This window comes from Flavobacterium urocaniciphilum (genome assembly GCF_900110615.1).
Taxonomy (GTDB): domain Bacteria; phylum Bacteroidota; class Bacteroidia; order Flavobacteriales; family Flavobacteriaceae; genus Flavobacterium; species Flavobacterium urocaniciphilum.
In genome coordinates, this window is record NZ_FOEI01000001.1 from 790,912 (window position 1) to 805,890 (window position 14,979).

At 29.5% G+C, this 14,979-nt stretch carries 15 protein-coding genes; 6 read left to right on the forward strand and 9 right to left on the reverse strand.

Annotated features, from left to right (window positions below):
- Positions 1-49: 49 nt before the first annotated feature.
- From ribB to panB, 9 genes are all read right to left on the reverse strand, one after another.
- Complete coding sequence (gene ribB, locus BMY86_RS03780) at positions 50-1,180, reverse strand: 3,4-dihydroxy-2-butanone-4-phosphate synthase (RefSeq protein ID WP_091465349.1); 1,131 nt, start codon at positions 1,178-1,180, stop codon at positions 50-52.
- Positions 1,173-2,657 carry an LptF/LptG family permease gene (locus BMY86_RS03785; RefSeq protein WP_091465351.1) on the reverse strand — a complete coding sequence of 495 codons (1,485 nt, stop codon included), beginning with the start codon at positions 2,655-2,657 and terminating at the stop codon, positions 1,173-1,175. The genes ribB and BMY86_RS03785 overlap by 8 nt, the downstream gene beginning before the upstream one ends.
- A 66-nt stretch (positions 2,658-2,723) precedes the next feature.
- Entirely contained in the window at positions 2,724-3,413 is a 690-nt protein-coding gene (locus tag BMY86_RS03790; RefSeq protein ID WP_091465353.1) for an outer membrane lipoprotein periplasmic chaperone LolA1, read from the reverse strand.
- Entirely contained in the window at positions 3,394-5,898 is a 2,505-nt protein-coding gene (locus BMY86_RS03795) for a DNA translocase FtsK (protein WP_091465356.1), read from the reverse strand. Before BMY86_RS03795 ends, BMY86_RS03790 begins: the two co-directional genes overlap by 20 nt.
- Positions 5,898-6,278 carry a diacylglycerol kinase family protein gene (locus BMY86_RS03800; protein WP_091465358.1) on the reverse strand — a complete coding sequence of 127 codons (381 nt, stop codon included), beginning with the start codon at positions 6,276-6,278 and terminating at the stop codon, positions 5,898-5,900. Before BMY86_RS03800 ends, BMY86_RS03795 begins: the two co-directional genes overlap by 1 nt.
- Before the next feature lie 3 nt (positions 6,279-6,281).
- Positions 6,282-6,779: a thiol peroxidase gene (tpx, locus tag BMY86_RS03805; protein WP_091465361.1), complete on the reverse strand. Its 498-nt coding sequence runs from the start codon at positions 6,777-6,779 to the stop codon at positions 6,282-6,284.
- Positions 6,780-6,828: 49 nt separating this feature from the next.
- Positions 6,829-7,518 (reverse strand): RluA family pseudouridine synthase, encoded by a 690-nt coding sequence (locus BMY86_RS03810; protein WP_091465364.1) that lies wholly within the window; start codon positions 7,516-7,518, stop codon positions 6,829-6,831.
- Between the two features lie 71 nt (positions 7,519-7,589).
- Positions 7,590-7,943: a four helix bundle protein gene (locus BMY86_RS03815; RefSeq protein WP_091465366.1), complete on the reverse strand. Its 354-nt coding sequence runs from the start codon at positions 7,941-7,943 to the stop codon at positions 7,590-7,592.
- A 50-nt stretch (positions 7,944-7,993) separates the two neighbouring features.
- Entirely contained in the window at positions 7,994-8,812 is an 819-nt protein-coding gene (panB, locus tag BMY86_RS03820; protein WP_091465367.1) for a 3-methyl-2-oxobutanoate hydroxymethyltransferase, read from the reverse strand.
- 145 nt (positions 8,813-8,957) lie between these two features.
- On the opposite strand from panB, the gene BMY86_RS03825 reads away from it, so the two are divergent.
- The 6 genes from BMY86_RS03825 to BMY86_RS03850 all read left to right on the forward strand — a co-directional run bounded on the left by BMY86_RS03825 (position 8,958) and on the right by BMY86_RS03850 (position 14,923).
- Positions 8,958-9,419, forward strand: coding sequence for a nuclear transport factor 2 family protein (locus BMY86_RS03825; protein ID WP_245745595.1), 462 nt, complete (start codon positions 8,958-8,960; stop codon positions 9,417-9,419).
- Between the two features lie 3 nt (positions 9,420-9,422).
- Positions 9,423-10,499 (forward strand): sensor histidine kinase, encoded by a 1,077-nt coding sequence (locus BMY86_RS03830; RefSeq protein WP_245745596.1) that lies wholly within the window; start codon positions 9,423-9,425, stop codon positions 10,497-10,499.
- Positions 10,492-11,169: a response regulator gene (locus BMY86_RS03835; RefSeq protein ID WP_091465368.1), complete on the forward strand. Its 678-nt coding sequence runs from the start codon at positions 10,492-10,494 to the stop codon at positions 11,167-11,169. Before BMY86_RS03830 ends, BMY86_RS03835 begins: the two co-directional genes overlap by 8 nt.
- Positions 11,170-11,264: 95 nt before the next feature.
- Positions 11,265-13,247 carry a KUP/HAK/KT family potassium transporter gene (locus tag BMY86_RS03840; protein WP_091465370.1) on the forward strand — a complete coding sequence of 661 codons (1,983 nt, stop codon included), beginning with the start codon at positions 11,265-11,267 and terminating at the stop codon, positions 13,245-13,247.
- 72 nt (positions 13,248-13,319) lie between these two features.
- Positions 13,320-13,583 (forward strand): hypothetical protein, encoded by a 264-nt coding sequence (locus BMY86_RS03845; RefSeq protein WP_091465373.1) that lies wholly within the window; start codon positions 13,320-13,322, stop codon positions 13,581-13,583.
- A gap of 8 nt (positions 13,584-13,591) precedes the next feature.
- Entirely contained in the window at positions 13,592-14,923 is a 1,332-nt protein-coding gene (locus tag BMY86_RS03850) for an outer membrane beta-barrel protein (RefSeq protein ID WP_091465375.1), read from the forward strand.
- Positions 14,924-14,979: the final 56 nt, after the last annotated feature.

Sequence of the window (14,979 nt, forward strand, 5' to 3'; positions counted from 1 at the left end):
ATCGGAATTGATTATAATTAAAAAGGGCTTTTCAGCCCTTTTTTAATTATTAGAATTCTAAATAATCTGTAATTTCTAAACCGTATCCAATCATACCCACTCTGCGTTGTTGAAACGAATTGGTCATCAATTTTATTTTAGTAATATCAATATCGTGTAAAATTTGAGCTCCAATTCCAAAATCTTTAGTATCGATTTTTATTTTTGGTGCTTCCATTGTTCCTTGTTCTTGTAGCTTTTTTAATTCTGTTAATCTATCTAATAAATCTGTAGATTGTAATTCTTGATTAATGAATAAAATAGCGGCATTATCTTCATTTTCAATTTTATCGAAAATGCGTTTCAAATGCTGATCTTCATTAAACGTTAAATTACCTAGAATATCATTTGTAATTTGAGTTGAATTGATTCTCGTTAACACTTCATCACCTTTTTTCCAACTTCCTTTTGTTAAAGCAATATGTACTTTTTTATTGGTAACTTGTAAATATGCTCTTAATCGGAATTTTCCGAATTTAGTTTGAATTTCAAAATCTTCTTTTTTCTTTATCAAACTATCATGTTGCATTCTGTAACGTACTAAATCTTCAATTGAAACTAATTTCAAATCGAATTTTTTAGCCACTTCAACTAATTCCGGTAAACGAGCCATTGTTCCATCATCATTCATGATTTCACAAATTACACCTGCGGGAGAAAATCCAGCTAATCTTGCAAAATCAATAGCTGCTTCGGTATGCCCTGTTCTTCTTAAAACCCCACCTTGTCTTGCAATTAATGGAAAAATATGTCCTGGACGACCTAATTCATAAGGTTTAGTTTCAGGATTTACTAAAGCTTCAATTGTTTTAGATCTGTCTGAAGCAGAAATACCTGTTGTTACTCCATTACCTTTTAAATCTACAGAAACTGTAAATGCAGTTTCCATATTATCGGTATTGTTTGTAACCATTGAATGTAATTCTAAATCTTTACATCTCGATTCGGTTAAAGGAACACAAATTAATCCTTTTCCATGTTTCGCCATAAAGTTGATCATTTCTGGCGTTACTTTATCGGCTGCTGCTAAAAAATCACCTTCATTTTCTCTATCTTCATCATCAACTACAATTATTATTTTACCTTGACGAATATCTTCAATTGCTTCTTCAATTGTGTTGAGTTGTATTGTATTACTCATTAGTTTGTGTGTTTTGTTGTTGTCCGTTGTTTATTATTTTATTAATGATATTTTTTATCGGATTAATTAACCAATCTAAATCAATTGTTAATCCCATATCATTTGTAGCTCTATACGTAAATAAAATTGCAAATGGAGTTAGTATTATCGCTCCTGCTGCAACACCAATAAATGGATGTAAGGCATCTTGCCCAGCTAATTTTTTCCCAAAAGTATTGGCGAAGTTAAACGTAATAAAAATTAATACTGCAAATACAATTGGCAATCCAATTCCTCCTTTTCTAATAATAGCTCCTAATGGTGCACCAATAAAAAACATTAAAAGACAAGAATACGCAATAATAATTTTATCATAATAGGCAATCCAGAAGTCATTGATATACTTCTTTTTCATTTCTAAATCAGTATAATAATTGTCTAAAGAAAAAATGGTATTTGAAACATTGCTTTTAGCTACATCTAATAAAATTCCTTGGTTTTCTTTTGGAAAAAGAGATAACAAGTCTTCAGTTGCTCCATTTTTTGTTTCAGTTACCATTGGTGTTGGTTGACTTAATTGAAGTGCATCTGTTAAACTTTGAGTTTTTTGATCAATATTATCACTATAGGAAACCACATCTTTATTGTAATTTCTTTGTAATGAATCTATGGTATATTTTAATTCGCCCATTGGTAACATGTTATGAGCGTTCACAATTTCTCCACCACCTTCTTCAGTAGATCCATTTAATTTTGCTAAATCAATATTGATTGTATATTTTTTAAAACTACTTTTTGCAAAAGGCATTTTAGCACGTTCTTCAATTTTTTGAGGTTGAATGTCTTCGTAATAATTACCATCTAACAAATCAAGCTGAAGTAAATTAGTGTCTTCTTGACTTTTTAACACTCCTTTTTTAGCTTTAATGATAGTAGTTACAGGTGAATATTCACCTTTTTTCATATGCATGGTAATCCCTTCCAAAAACTCTCCGTTATCACCCGTTTTTTTATCAACTTTTATGGTTGTGGTTTCTCCTATTTCATTAAACTGACCTTCTCCAATTGCCATTGCTGGTTTGGTTTGAAGTATGTTTTTTCTTAAATTGATAAAACGATATTGTGCTTCTGGAATGATATTATTTGCGAATAAAAAGCCAATTGAACTGAAAATTAAAGTACAAAATATTAAATATTTCATAGCTCTATTTAAAGAAATTCCACCCGATTTCATAGCTGCAAACTCGTAATTTTCGGCAAAACTTCCGAAAGTCATGATTGAGGCTAATAAAATTGATAAGGGTAAAACCAAAGGAACCATAATTGGTGAGTAGTAAAGAATAAATTTAAAAATGGTAATAAAATCTAAATCTTTACCCGCTAATTCGGCTATAAACAACCAAATACTTTGTAAAACGAATATAAAAAAAAGAATTACGAATACAGAAGTAAACGTAACTAAGAAAGATTTTAATAAATATTTATCTATAATTTTCATTTAATGAAAAATTTAAAAAGTGGTTAAAATACTATTAACCACTTATTTAATTTATTTTTTTAATTATTAATCTGCTTTATTGATATAATAATTTGGATATTTTGATTTTACAAAGGTAAAATGATTTTTTGCTAAAGCTTGGTTAAATTTAAACGTAGAAACTGTTAAAGTTGTTTTTGTTCCGTTTTTACCTGTTTCAATTAAGTTATAAATGTGATTCGTTTTAGTATCAATTCCAATTAAAATTTCTTTTCTAGTATCTGTTACACTTGATGGTGTTAATTTTACATACTGAATCGTTTTACCTGGAATGGTTTGTTTAATATCCATAGAATATTTAAATCCTTTTTTGAAAAAAGTAAATATTTTGTTTGGAGTAATGGCATTTTTATCACTTTCATCATTATTCGTAACAGTAACTTCTTCATCTTCAGGTACAATAGTATAGATTTTCTTCCCATCGTAAATTTTTGTAATTCCCATGAAGTTTAACACATACTTATTTCCTTCCATAGCAACATTTCCGTTACTATCTTGATTGATTTTCTCTTTCGCATTATAAATGGAATATTTAAAATCAATAACAATATTTTTATATGACTTAGCTTTAGAAACCACTTTATCTAATAATGCTTTTGCTTTATTATTATCTTTTGCTGGTGCTGTAGTTCCTGCTGTTAATGTTATTAAAAATAAAAAAATTGTTGCCGTTTTTAATAAATTTCTCATGCTCCTATTATAAATTATTTTGTTCATTATTAAAAAATTGCTCTAATGAAGTTAAATCTGGAATTAAAACTTGTCTGGCTTTACTTCCTTCAAAAGGTCCAACTATACCAGCTGCTTCCAATTGATCGATTAATCTTCCCGCTCTATTATATCCTAATTTAAGTTTTCTTTGAATTAAAGATGCCGAACCTTGTTGCGCAGTAACTACAACTTCTGCAGCATCTCTAAATAAAGAATCTCTTTCGGAAATATCTATATCAAGACTTATGCCACTTTCTTCTCCAACATACTCAGGAAGTAAATAAGCATTAGAATAAGCCTTTTGCGAACCAATAAATTCACATATTTTTTCTACTTCAGGTGTATCAACAAATGCACATTGTACACGAATTAAATCGTTACCTTGAGTGTATAATAAATCTCCACGTCCTATTAATTGATCGGCTCCGCCAGAATCTAAAATCGTTCTTGAGTCAATTTTTGAAGTTACTCTAAAAGCAATTCTAGCTGGGAAATTGGCTTTAATCATACCTGTAATTACATTTACAGACGGACGTTGTGTAGCAATAATTAAGTGAATTCCAATGGCACGCGCTAATTGAGCTAAACGAGCTATTGGTGTTTCTACTTCTTTACCAGCTGTCATAATTAAATCGGCAAACTCATCCACAACTAATACAATATAAGGTAAAAATCGGTGACCGTTTTCTGGATTTAATCTTCTATTTTTAAACTTTTCGTTATATTCTTTAATATTTCGAACCATCGCATCCTTTAATAAAGAATAACGATTGTCCATTTCTAAACATAATGAATTTAACGTATTAATTACTTTAGCGTTATCAGTAATGATTGCTTCATCAGTATCCGGAAGTTTCGCTAAATAATGTCTTTCAATTTTATTGAAAAGCGTTAATTCAACTTTTTTCGGATCTACTAAAACAAATTTTACTTCAGCAGGATGTTTTTTGTATAATAACGATGTTAAAACGGCATTTAATCCTACCGATTTACCTTGTCCAGTTGCTCCAGCCATTAATAAGTGTGGCATTTTAGCTAAATCGACAACTAACGTTTCATTTGAAATAGTTTTACCTAAAGCGATTGGTAATTCCATTTCTGCTTGTTGAAATTTAGGAGAAGCAATAGCGCTTTTCATAGAAACCATTGACGGATTGGCGTTTGGAACTTCTATACCGATAGTTCCTTTTCCTGGAATTGGTGCAATAATACGAATTCCTAATGCCGCTAAAGAAAGAGCAATATCATCTTCTAAACTTTTTATTTTAGAAATACGAATACCTGCTTCTGGAACGATTTCGTATAAAGTAACCGTTGGACCAACAGTAGCTTTTATACTCGCAATATCTATTTTGTAGTTTTTTAAAGTTTCTACAATTCTATTTTTATTTTCTTCTAATTCGGTTTGATTGATAGTAATTCCAACTCCTGAATAATCTTTTAATAATTCAATTGAAGGCATTTTAAAATTAGACAACTCTAAGGTTGGATCAAATTCACCAAAATCTTGCACTAATTTTTGAGCTAAACTTTCTTCAACGATATCTTCTTCTTCTGGTTTTTCAATAACAAATGAAGCATCTTCAGTTTCAATAATTTGAGCTTCTTTGTGAGGAACTTCTTCCACAACCGGTTTGGGTTGTGAATCTAAATGAATTTCCGAAGGATGTTGAATAGTTGGCTTTAAAGCTTCTTTATCCACTTCAAAGGAAGTAGTTTCAGGTCTTTTAACCACTTGCATGTTTTTCCATTCTTCATCATCTTCATCTTCCTCAATAATTGGCTTTTTATAAGTCGTTGGTTGAAGTACTGGATTTTCAATAAATTCATCTACAACAGGCTCATCAATAGTTTCTGTAATATCTTCTTTTATTTCTTCTATAGTATCTGCTTCTGCTTTTTCAGCAGCTTTTGCATCTAAATAATCTTTAATTTTATCTGGTGACATTTTAATTTTAAAAATTAAAAATATTACCGTGGTGAAAACTAATAATAATATAGTTCCAATTTTACCGGCATAATCTTGAATTAAATCGTTGATTTCAAAACCAATAATTCCTGACAAATGAGGAACAAAATCCCATAATAATCCAAATAAAATTGAAATGGTAATAATTAAATATATGTCCCAAAAAATGATTTTTCTTAATTTAGATAAAGGCAAATCAACAATTAAATACGCTCCAATTAAAAAGAAAATCTTAACGAATAAAAAGGAAGAAACTCCAAATCCTTGATGTAAGAATAAATTAGCTAACCAAGCGCCAATTTTTCCTAACCAATTTTCTACTACTACATCTCTATTTGCTAATTCTGTAATCTGACTTTGGTCGTTATTACCAGAAATGTAATAAGAAACAAACGATAATAATAAAATGATAGCAATAATAACAAACAAAACACCCACTACGAACTTTTGTCCTCTGGATGTTTTAAAAATTGTATTACTCAATTTATTTTCGGATGTATTTGATGTTTCCTTTTTTGCCATTAATTGAACAATATTAAAATTTTAGGAAGATAAATAATAAAACCTATTGCAATAGCACTACTAGCAGCAAACATAACGGCTCCAGCAGCAATATCTTTTATAAAACCTATTTTTTCATTAAATTCAGGATGAATAAAATCGGCAATTTTTTCCACAGCTGTATTTAAACCTTCAATTGCTAAAACTAAACCGAATGCTAATATTTGTAACATCCATTCTTCTCTAGAAATATGAAAGTAAAAACCTGCAATAACCATTAAGATCATTATGGAAAATTGCACCATTACACTATGCTCTGTAGTAACTAATTTATAAGCACCTTTTACAGCAAAGCCAACACTTTTAATTCTTCCAGAAACAAATCTTTTGTCTTGAATCATAAATTACAATACTTTTAAAGCAGCTTCGTAATTTGGTTCGTTTGCAATTTCACTTACTAATTCTGTATGTGCAACGATACCATTTTCATCAACTACAACAATTGCTCTAGCATGTAAATCTGTTAATTTACCATCAATTAATGTTAAACCATATTCTTTTCCAAAATCTCCATTTCTAAAATCAGATAAATTTATTACATTTTCTAATCCTTCTGAACCACAAAAACGTTTTTGAGCAAAAGGTAAATCTCTAGAAATACATAATACTTTTGTATTTTCTAATTCGCTAGCCATTTTGTTAAAAGTTCTAACTGATGTAGCGCATGTTGGAGTATCAATACTCGGGAATACATTTAATATAACTCTCTGACCTTTAAAGTCTTGTAAAGAAACTTCAGATAAATCGTTTCCTACTAATTTGAAATGTGGAGCAGCAGAACCAACAGTTGGTAAAGATGCATTTGTATTTACTGGATTTCCTCCTAAAGTTACTTTAGCCATTTTTTATTTATTTTTAAGCGTCAAAAATACGAAATTAATTATTATAAAATTACACTAATTTCCAAACTGTTTCATCTGGAACTGGCGCAATAATTTCTAATGTTTCTTTTGTTACGGGATGTGTTAATATTAGTTTTCTAGCATGAAGATGAATACCACCATTTGCATTACTTCTATCAAATCCATATTTTAAATCACCTTTTATAGGGCAACCAATTGCCGTTAATTGTGATCGAATTTGATGATGACGACCTGTATGCAAATCGATTTCCAGCGCATAATAATTATCCAGTTTTTTAATAACCTTATAGGATAATTTAGCTTGTTTTGAATCGGGAACTTCTTTTGAAAAAGCTTTTGAGGTATTATTTTTAGTATTTCGCTTTAAATAATGCACTAAAGTATCTTCCTGTTTTGGCGGTGCATTTTTAACAACAGCCCAATATGTTTTTTGAGTTTCTCTATTTTTAAATGTCTCATTCAAACGCGTTAAGGCTTTTGACGTTTTTGCAAAAACTACAATTCCAGTTGTTGGTCTATCCAAACGATGAACCACGCCTAAAAACACTTCTCCTGGCTTGCTATATTTTTCCTTGATATATTCTTTTACAACATCTGAAAGCGGTTTGTCACCGGTTTTATCACCTTGAACAATATCACCCACACGTTTATTGATGACAATAATATGATTGTCTTCGTGAAGAATTTGGAGGTTATTTTTATTGGAAACGATTTTCATTTTGGATATTAGACTTCTTAGAACTTAGACTTTTTAGATTTTTTTTTAAAAGTTACAAAATATTTTAATTATTATAATTTTAACGATGAACGAAATCTTGAAGTCATTTTTATTATTTCTTCTAACAATTCCGTTAATTCTTTAACTTTCTCTTCATTTATAAAACCTAAATCTGCTGAAATTAATAGTTGTGTTTCAACTTCATAAGCTGAACCAATTGCTATTTCTAAAAATCTTGCAAAATCTTTATTAGAACTTCTTGAAGAACCCTCAGCAATATTAGATGGAATAGAAACGGATGCACGTCTTAATTGATTTATTATTCCGAATTTTTCATCTTGTGGAAAAATTGAAGTTTCATTGTAAATTTTAGAACAAAACAATCTACTTTTTTTCCAAATTTCTAATTCTTTAAATCTGTGCATGCAAATAATTTTATATTATATCTAAGATTCTATAACTCTATGAAGTCTAATTAATATTGCTCATTTGCATTTGGAAAATCTTTCGATTTCACGTCAGCAGCATATTGTCCGATTGCTTTTGTCATGTCATCGAATAAATTCATATAGCGACGTAAAAATCTTGGACTAAACTCGTGTGTCATACCAATCATGTCATGTAATACCAAAACCTGACCGTCTACTCCACCACCAGCTCCAATTCCGATTACGGGAATCGAAATACTTTCAGAAACTTTTTGTGCTAATGCTGCAGGAATTTTCTCCAACACTAAAGCAAAACAACCAATTTTTTCAAGCAATTTGGCATCCTCAATTAATTTTTCAGCTTCAGCATCTTCTTTTGCTCTTACTGTATAAGTTCCGAATTTATAAATTGATTGTGGTGTTAAACCCAAATGTCCCATTACTGGAATTCCAGCTTGAAGTATTTTCTTTATAGAATCTTTAATTTCTTTTCCACCTTCTAATTTTACTGCATGTCCGCCGCTTTCTTTCATAACACGAATAGCAGAACGCAACGCTTCTTTTGAATCCGATTGGTAACTTCCAAAAGGTAAATCTACAACTACTAATGCTCTTTCAGCGGCTCTTACAACTGAAGAAGCATGATAAATCATTTGATCTAACGTAATTGGTAAAGTCGTTTCATGTCCGGCCATAACATTACTTGCCGAATCACCTACTAAAATTACATCAATACCAGCAGTATCTACAATTTTAGCCATGGTGTAATCATATGCGGTCAACATAGAAATTTTTTCACCTTTTTGTTTCATATCAAAAAGAGACTTTGTAGTAACTCTTTTATAATCGCTTTTCGCTACAGACATCTTTTATAAATTAGAAGTCAGAAGTTAGAAGTTAGAAATTTTTCGAGCTAACCTCTTTTCTGAAAATTATCATACAAAATTAATATAAAGTTATGGATTGTAACAATTTTTCTACAAATAATACCAATATTAAAAATTCAATATTATGAAAAAGTTTTTTGCATTATTATTATTCGGAATGTGTCTATTTGTTTCTGCTCAAGAGAAAAATCCAAACCAAAAGGAACAGGAGAATCAAATTAAACAATCTATTTCAGTATTTTTTGAAGGATTGCAAACTGGAGATACGTTAAAAATCCAAACCATTTGTCATAAAGACATGAAATTACAATCGATAATGGAGAAAAATGCAGTTGGTAAATTAACGTTTGAAACCAATGAAGAATTTTATAAATCAATTTCATCTATTCCTAAAAACATGAAATTGGAAGAAAGACTTTTGAGTTACAACATACAAATTGATGGAACTATGGCTCAAGTGTGGACGCCTTACGAATTTTATATTGACGGAAAATTGAGTCACATTGGAACAAATTCCTTTACTTTGTTATTAGAAAATAATATCTGGAAAATTGTTCATATCATTGACACCAGAAGAAAAAAGTAAATTTTGAATCTTTCGAAAATATATACCATTAAAAAGGAAAAACAATATTTATGGGTATTGCTTACATTGGTTGTATTTGTTTTAGGCTGTTTTTTCTTTAAAGAATTTATTAATTATAAAATTGTTGCATTAATATTATTATTAGTTGTATCGATACATGCTATGTTTTTCGATATAAAACCAACAATTTTATCAGCAGTAATTAGCGCACTTTCGTGGAACTTTTTATTCATTCCACCCGTATTTACTTTTCACATTTCAAACCCTGAAGACTTTTTAATGTTCATCATGTATTTTGCTGTTGCATTAATAAATGCTGTATTACTTTTTAAAGTCAAAAAGTTTGAAGAAAAAGCTAGAGAAAAAGAAGAAAAAGAAAAAACTTTACAACTTTACAATACTTTATTAAACTCATTATCACATGAGTTACGTACTCCTATTTCAACAATTATTGGAAGTACAGATATCTTAAACGAATACCATGATAAAATTTCTTTAGAGAACAAAAATTTATTACTTCAAGAAATTCAAATCGCAGGAATAAAACTAAATCATCATGTTGAAAATCTATTAAACATGAGTCGTTTAGAATCGGAATTACTTATCCCAAAATTAGAATGGTGCGATTTAAATGAAGAATTATTTCGAATCATAAAAAACAATTTTCAAAACAATCCTAGAATAGAATTTCATATTAACGACTCCTTACCTATTTGTAAAATTGATATTGGCTTTTTAGAACAAATTGTGATTAACATTATTAAAAACGCATTAATCTATACTCCGGAAAACAAAAAAATACATATTGACATAAATCAAACAAATAATATACTTCAATTATCCTTTCAAGATTTTGGAAATGGTATCCCAGAAGAGCATTTACCTAATATTTTCGATAAATTTTTCAGAGTGCCTCAAACAATTACTGGTGGAACTGGACTTGGATTATCAATCGTAAAAGGATTTGTTGACGCTTTAAATGGAAAAATTGAAGTCAAAAACACAACCCCAAACGGATTAAAATTTGATATTTTTGTACCTGTAGAGACTACATTCATAAATAATTTAAAAAATGAGTAAAGCAGATATTCTTATCATTGACGATGAGCCACAAATTAGAAAACTCCTTGAAATTACTTTGGAAAGCAATGACTATAAAGTTATTCAAGCTGAGAATGGCAAACAAGGAATTTTATTAGCTGCAAATCATACTCCTGAAGTTATTATTTTAGATTTAGGTTTACCTGATAAAAGTGGTCATGAAGTGCTAAAAGAACTTAGAACTTGGTACAATAAATCGATTATTATTCTATCCGTTTTAAATCAAGAAGAAGACATAGTAAAAGCCCTAGATAATGGTGCAACAGATTACTTAACCAAACCATTTCGAAATGCTGAATTAATGGCGAGAATTAGAGCATCAGTTCGAAGAAATACCATTGACAATAAAGAAACAATCTACCATTACGGTACTATTTGTATCGATTTAATATCTCATACGGTTAAAAAAAACAACGAAATCATAAAACTAACAGCAACAGAATTTAATTTATTATCATTGTTTGTTAAAAATGAAGGTAGAGTATTAACACATCAGTATATTTTAAAAGAAATTTGGGGTGTTGGCGCTCAAACAGAAACACAATATTTAAGAGTATTCGTAGGAACTTTACGTAAAAAAATTGAAGACAATCCAAATGCTCCAGAACACATTATTACAGAAAGTGGTGTAGGATATCGTTTCCAATAAATCTTTATATTTTCTTTATACTTCACATATCATTCTTTATCTTTTACCAATAGGATAAGGCCGAAATTTGTACCATAATATTTTTACAAATCAATATGGAAACAAAACACGGCTTTTCGAAGAAAGTCACAGCAGCTAGTTTACTCGTTGCATTAGGAATAATTTATGGTGATATTGGTACGAGTCCATTATACGCCTTAAAAGCAGTTATAGGCAACCGAAAAATAGAAGAAATTTTAGTTTACGGTGGTGTATCAGCTATTTTTTGGACATTAATTATTCAAACTTCAATTAAATACATTTGGCTAACACTTAAAGCAGATAATAATGGTGAAGGTGGAATTTTTTCACTTTATGCTTTAGTTAGACGATACGGAAAAAAATTAGTTATTCCAGCGGTTTTAGGCGCAACTACTTTATTAGCTGATGGAATTATAACACCTCCTATTTCTGTAGCTTCAGCCATAGAAGGTTTAGGCATGGTTGATGGTTTAAAAGATACTATTATTGCAGGAAACAATGTAACAGTCGGTTTAGTAGTTTTAATTTTATCTATTCTTTTCTTTTTTCAACGATTTGGAACACAAGTAATTGGTAAGTTTTTCGGACCTATCATGGCAATTTGGTTCAGCATGTTATTATTAGTTGGAATTAGTCAAATCTTTTTACATCCTGATATTATCAATGCTTTAAATCCTTATTATGCTTATGAAATGCTTTCTCAATATCCAAATGGTTTTTGGCTTTTAGGCTCAGTGTTTCTTTGTACTACTGGTGCTGAAGCACTATATTCCGACTTAGGGCATTGTGGCATAAAAAACATTAGAATTAGCTGGATTTTTGTAAAAACAAGCTTAGTTATGTGTTATTTAGGTCAAGCTGCTTGGCTTATGCATCAAACGGAAGATTTTTTAAATGGTAGAAATCCTTTTTTTGAAATAATGCCCGATTGGTTTTTATTACCAAGTATCATAATAGCAACTTTAGCTACAATTATCGCCTCTCAAGCCTTAATTAGTGGAAGTTACACATTAATAAGTGAAGCAATAAACTTAAATTTCTGGCCAAGAGTTGCAGTTCGTCAACCTTCAGAAACAAAAGGACAAATTTATATTCCGAGTGTAAATTATGTACTTTGGTTTGGATGTGTTTTAATGATTTTATATTTCCGCTCTTCAGAACACATGGAAGCTGCTTATGGTTTTTCCATAACTATAACCATGATGATGACTACCCTATTATTAGGTTATTTTTTAAGATACCGATTAAAATGGAACAAATTTGCGGTTTGGGGAATTGTTGGATTATTTGCAATTGTAGAATCTTCATTTTTCATTGCTAACGTAGCTAAAATTAAAGAAAGATGGATGTTTTTATTCTTTGAATTAGGAATATTTATGGTAATGTATGTTTGGTACGAAGCTAGAAAAATTCATAATCGATATACCAATTTTACTGAATTAGGAAAATATAGTCAAAAATTAGCCGAATTGAGTGAAGACGATTCAATTCCAAAATTTGCAACACATTTAATTTACTTGTCAAAAGCCGATAGAAGACATCATATAGAGTCTAAAATCATCAAATCCATATTTTCTAAAAAACCGAAACGAGCAGATGTTTATTGGTTTTTACACTTAAACAGAACTAATGAACCTTACACTTTAAGCTATAATGTTTCGGAATTAATTGATGATAAAGTTATAAAAATCAATATTAATGTTGGATTTAGAATTCAGCCAAAAACAGAATTGTACTTTAAAAAAATCGTACAAGAATTAGTCGCAAATAAAGAATTGAATCTACACATTAGACCTGATGGTTCAACGAAATATAATAATGAACCTGATTTCAAATTTGTTGTATTAGAAAAATATTTATCGGTTGAAAATGATTTTACTATCAAAGACAACTTATTATTAAACGGATATAAATACTTGAAAAACATGGGTATTTCAGACGAAAAAGCTTTTGGTTTAGATAAAAGTGATGTAATAACAGAACAAGTTCCTCTTATCTATCAACCCATAACAAATATTGAATTAAAACGTGAAGATTATGAAATCGCAAATAAATAAAAGTTTGTGTAACAATCACCAATAAATAAATGCGATAACTTATCAGACCTTAGAAAAATAAAATTTAAATATATGAAACTAGATAAAACCAAAATTATTTATGAAAAATGGGAACAACTAAGTAATAAAAAAGTAAAATTATTACTTAAAGATGGTTCTGAAAAAATAGGAAACATTGAGAGTTTTACCCATGGAACCAATTCATTTATTGAATATTGGATATTAAACAAAACTAATAAACCTTTCAATCTATTAATTGAAGATGGAGAATGGATAAAAAGTAGCGACTTACTAGAAATCTATTTTTACGAAGATCATTCCATAATTATTTTATAACTAAAAACATGATTAAAAAATTAATTTTTATAACGCTAATAACTCAATTTGTATGGGCGCAAAACGATACAATAATCAATAAAATTCCTTTTGAAAATTACAATTTAAATTGGGTAAATGGTCAAAACAGACAAAAAGATTTTCACTTACAATTAAAAGACAGTAAAGGAGAAACAATATTAACTGGGGTTGTATATTTAGATGGGCATTTTAATTATAATTTTTCACATCCAAAAGACAATACTCAAACCATTTCTGCAGTTACAGCAAGAAGTAATGAATTTAGTTTAGCATTAGCGAGTATTGGTATCGAATCAAATTATAAAAATACTATTGGACGTTTATGGCTGCAAACAGGTAGTATGTTGAATATTATTCAAGAAACTGATGGATCAATTTATAGAGGAAGAAATACAAGTACCGGTAATTTGAAATTTATTAGAGAAGCTGCTGCAGGTTATCATTTCAATGTAAATTACGGATTAAATGTTGAAATGGGTATCTTTATGAGTTATATAGGCTTAGAAAGTTATTTAACACAAGAAAACTGGAGTTATCAAAGAAGCATGGTTTGTGATTTTACTCCATTTTATTTTCAAGGGGCAAGAGTTCAATATTTACCAACAAAAAACTATAAAACTGAAGTTTGGTTATTAAACGGATGGCAATCCTATAACAGCTGGAATAAAAATCCAGGAATTGGTAATTCAAATTACTATAGACCTACTGAAAACATTCAGTTAGTAGCAAATTTTTATTATGGAAAAGATAGCAAAAGTGGTTCTCCTGAATTATCTAATATTATGCGTTTTCACCATGATAACAGCATTGTTTACCGTTATTTTAAAAATGAAACAAAAAAACACGGATTATCACAAGCAGCATTTAGTTTGAATAATCATTACGGATTTCAACAGGGAGATGGATTAAAATCAAAAGAAAATTTTATGATGGGATCTTCATTAGTTAATCGTCTTTGGTTCAATCAAAATAAAATTGGCTGGACAAGTAGAATAGATTATGTAACTAATCCAGGTGGATATCTTGCTTTCACTCCTGCTCAATCAGGCGCAATTCCAAACGATTACGAAATCGCAATTGCTAATGGAAAGGATTTAAAAATGTGTCAATTCAGCACAACTTTTGATTTTATGCCAAACGACATTGTAACATTTAGGTTAGAATATGCTTATAGAAATGCAAATGTTCCATATTTTACAGGTTCTGGTGGAACTACATCTCAAACAGGATTTTCAAATGACACTTTAGACCCAAATTGGAAAGCCGACTTAAAAAAATTCGAAAACAGAATAATTTTAGCTGTAAATTTTAGACTATAGTTAATTCTTCTTATAATTTATAAAAGGTAAAAATCAATAGATTTTTGCCTTTTTTT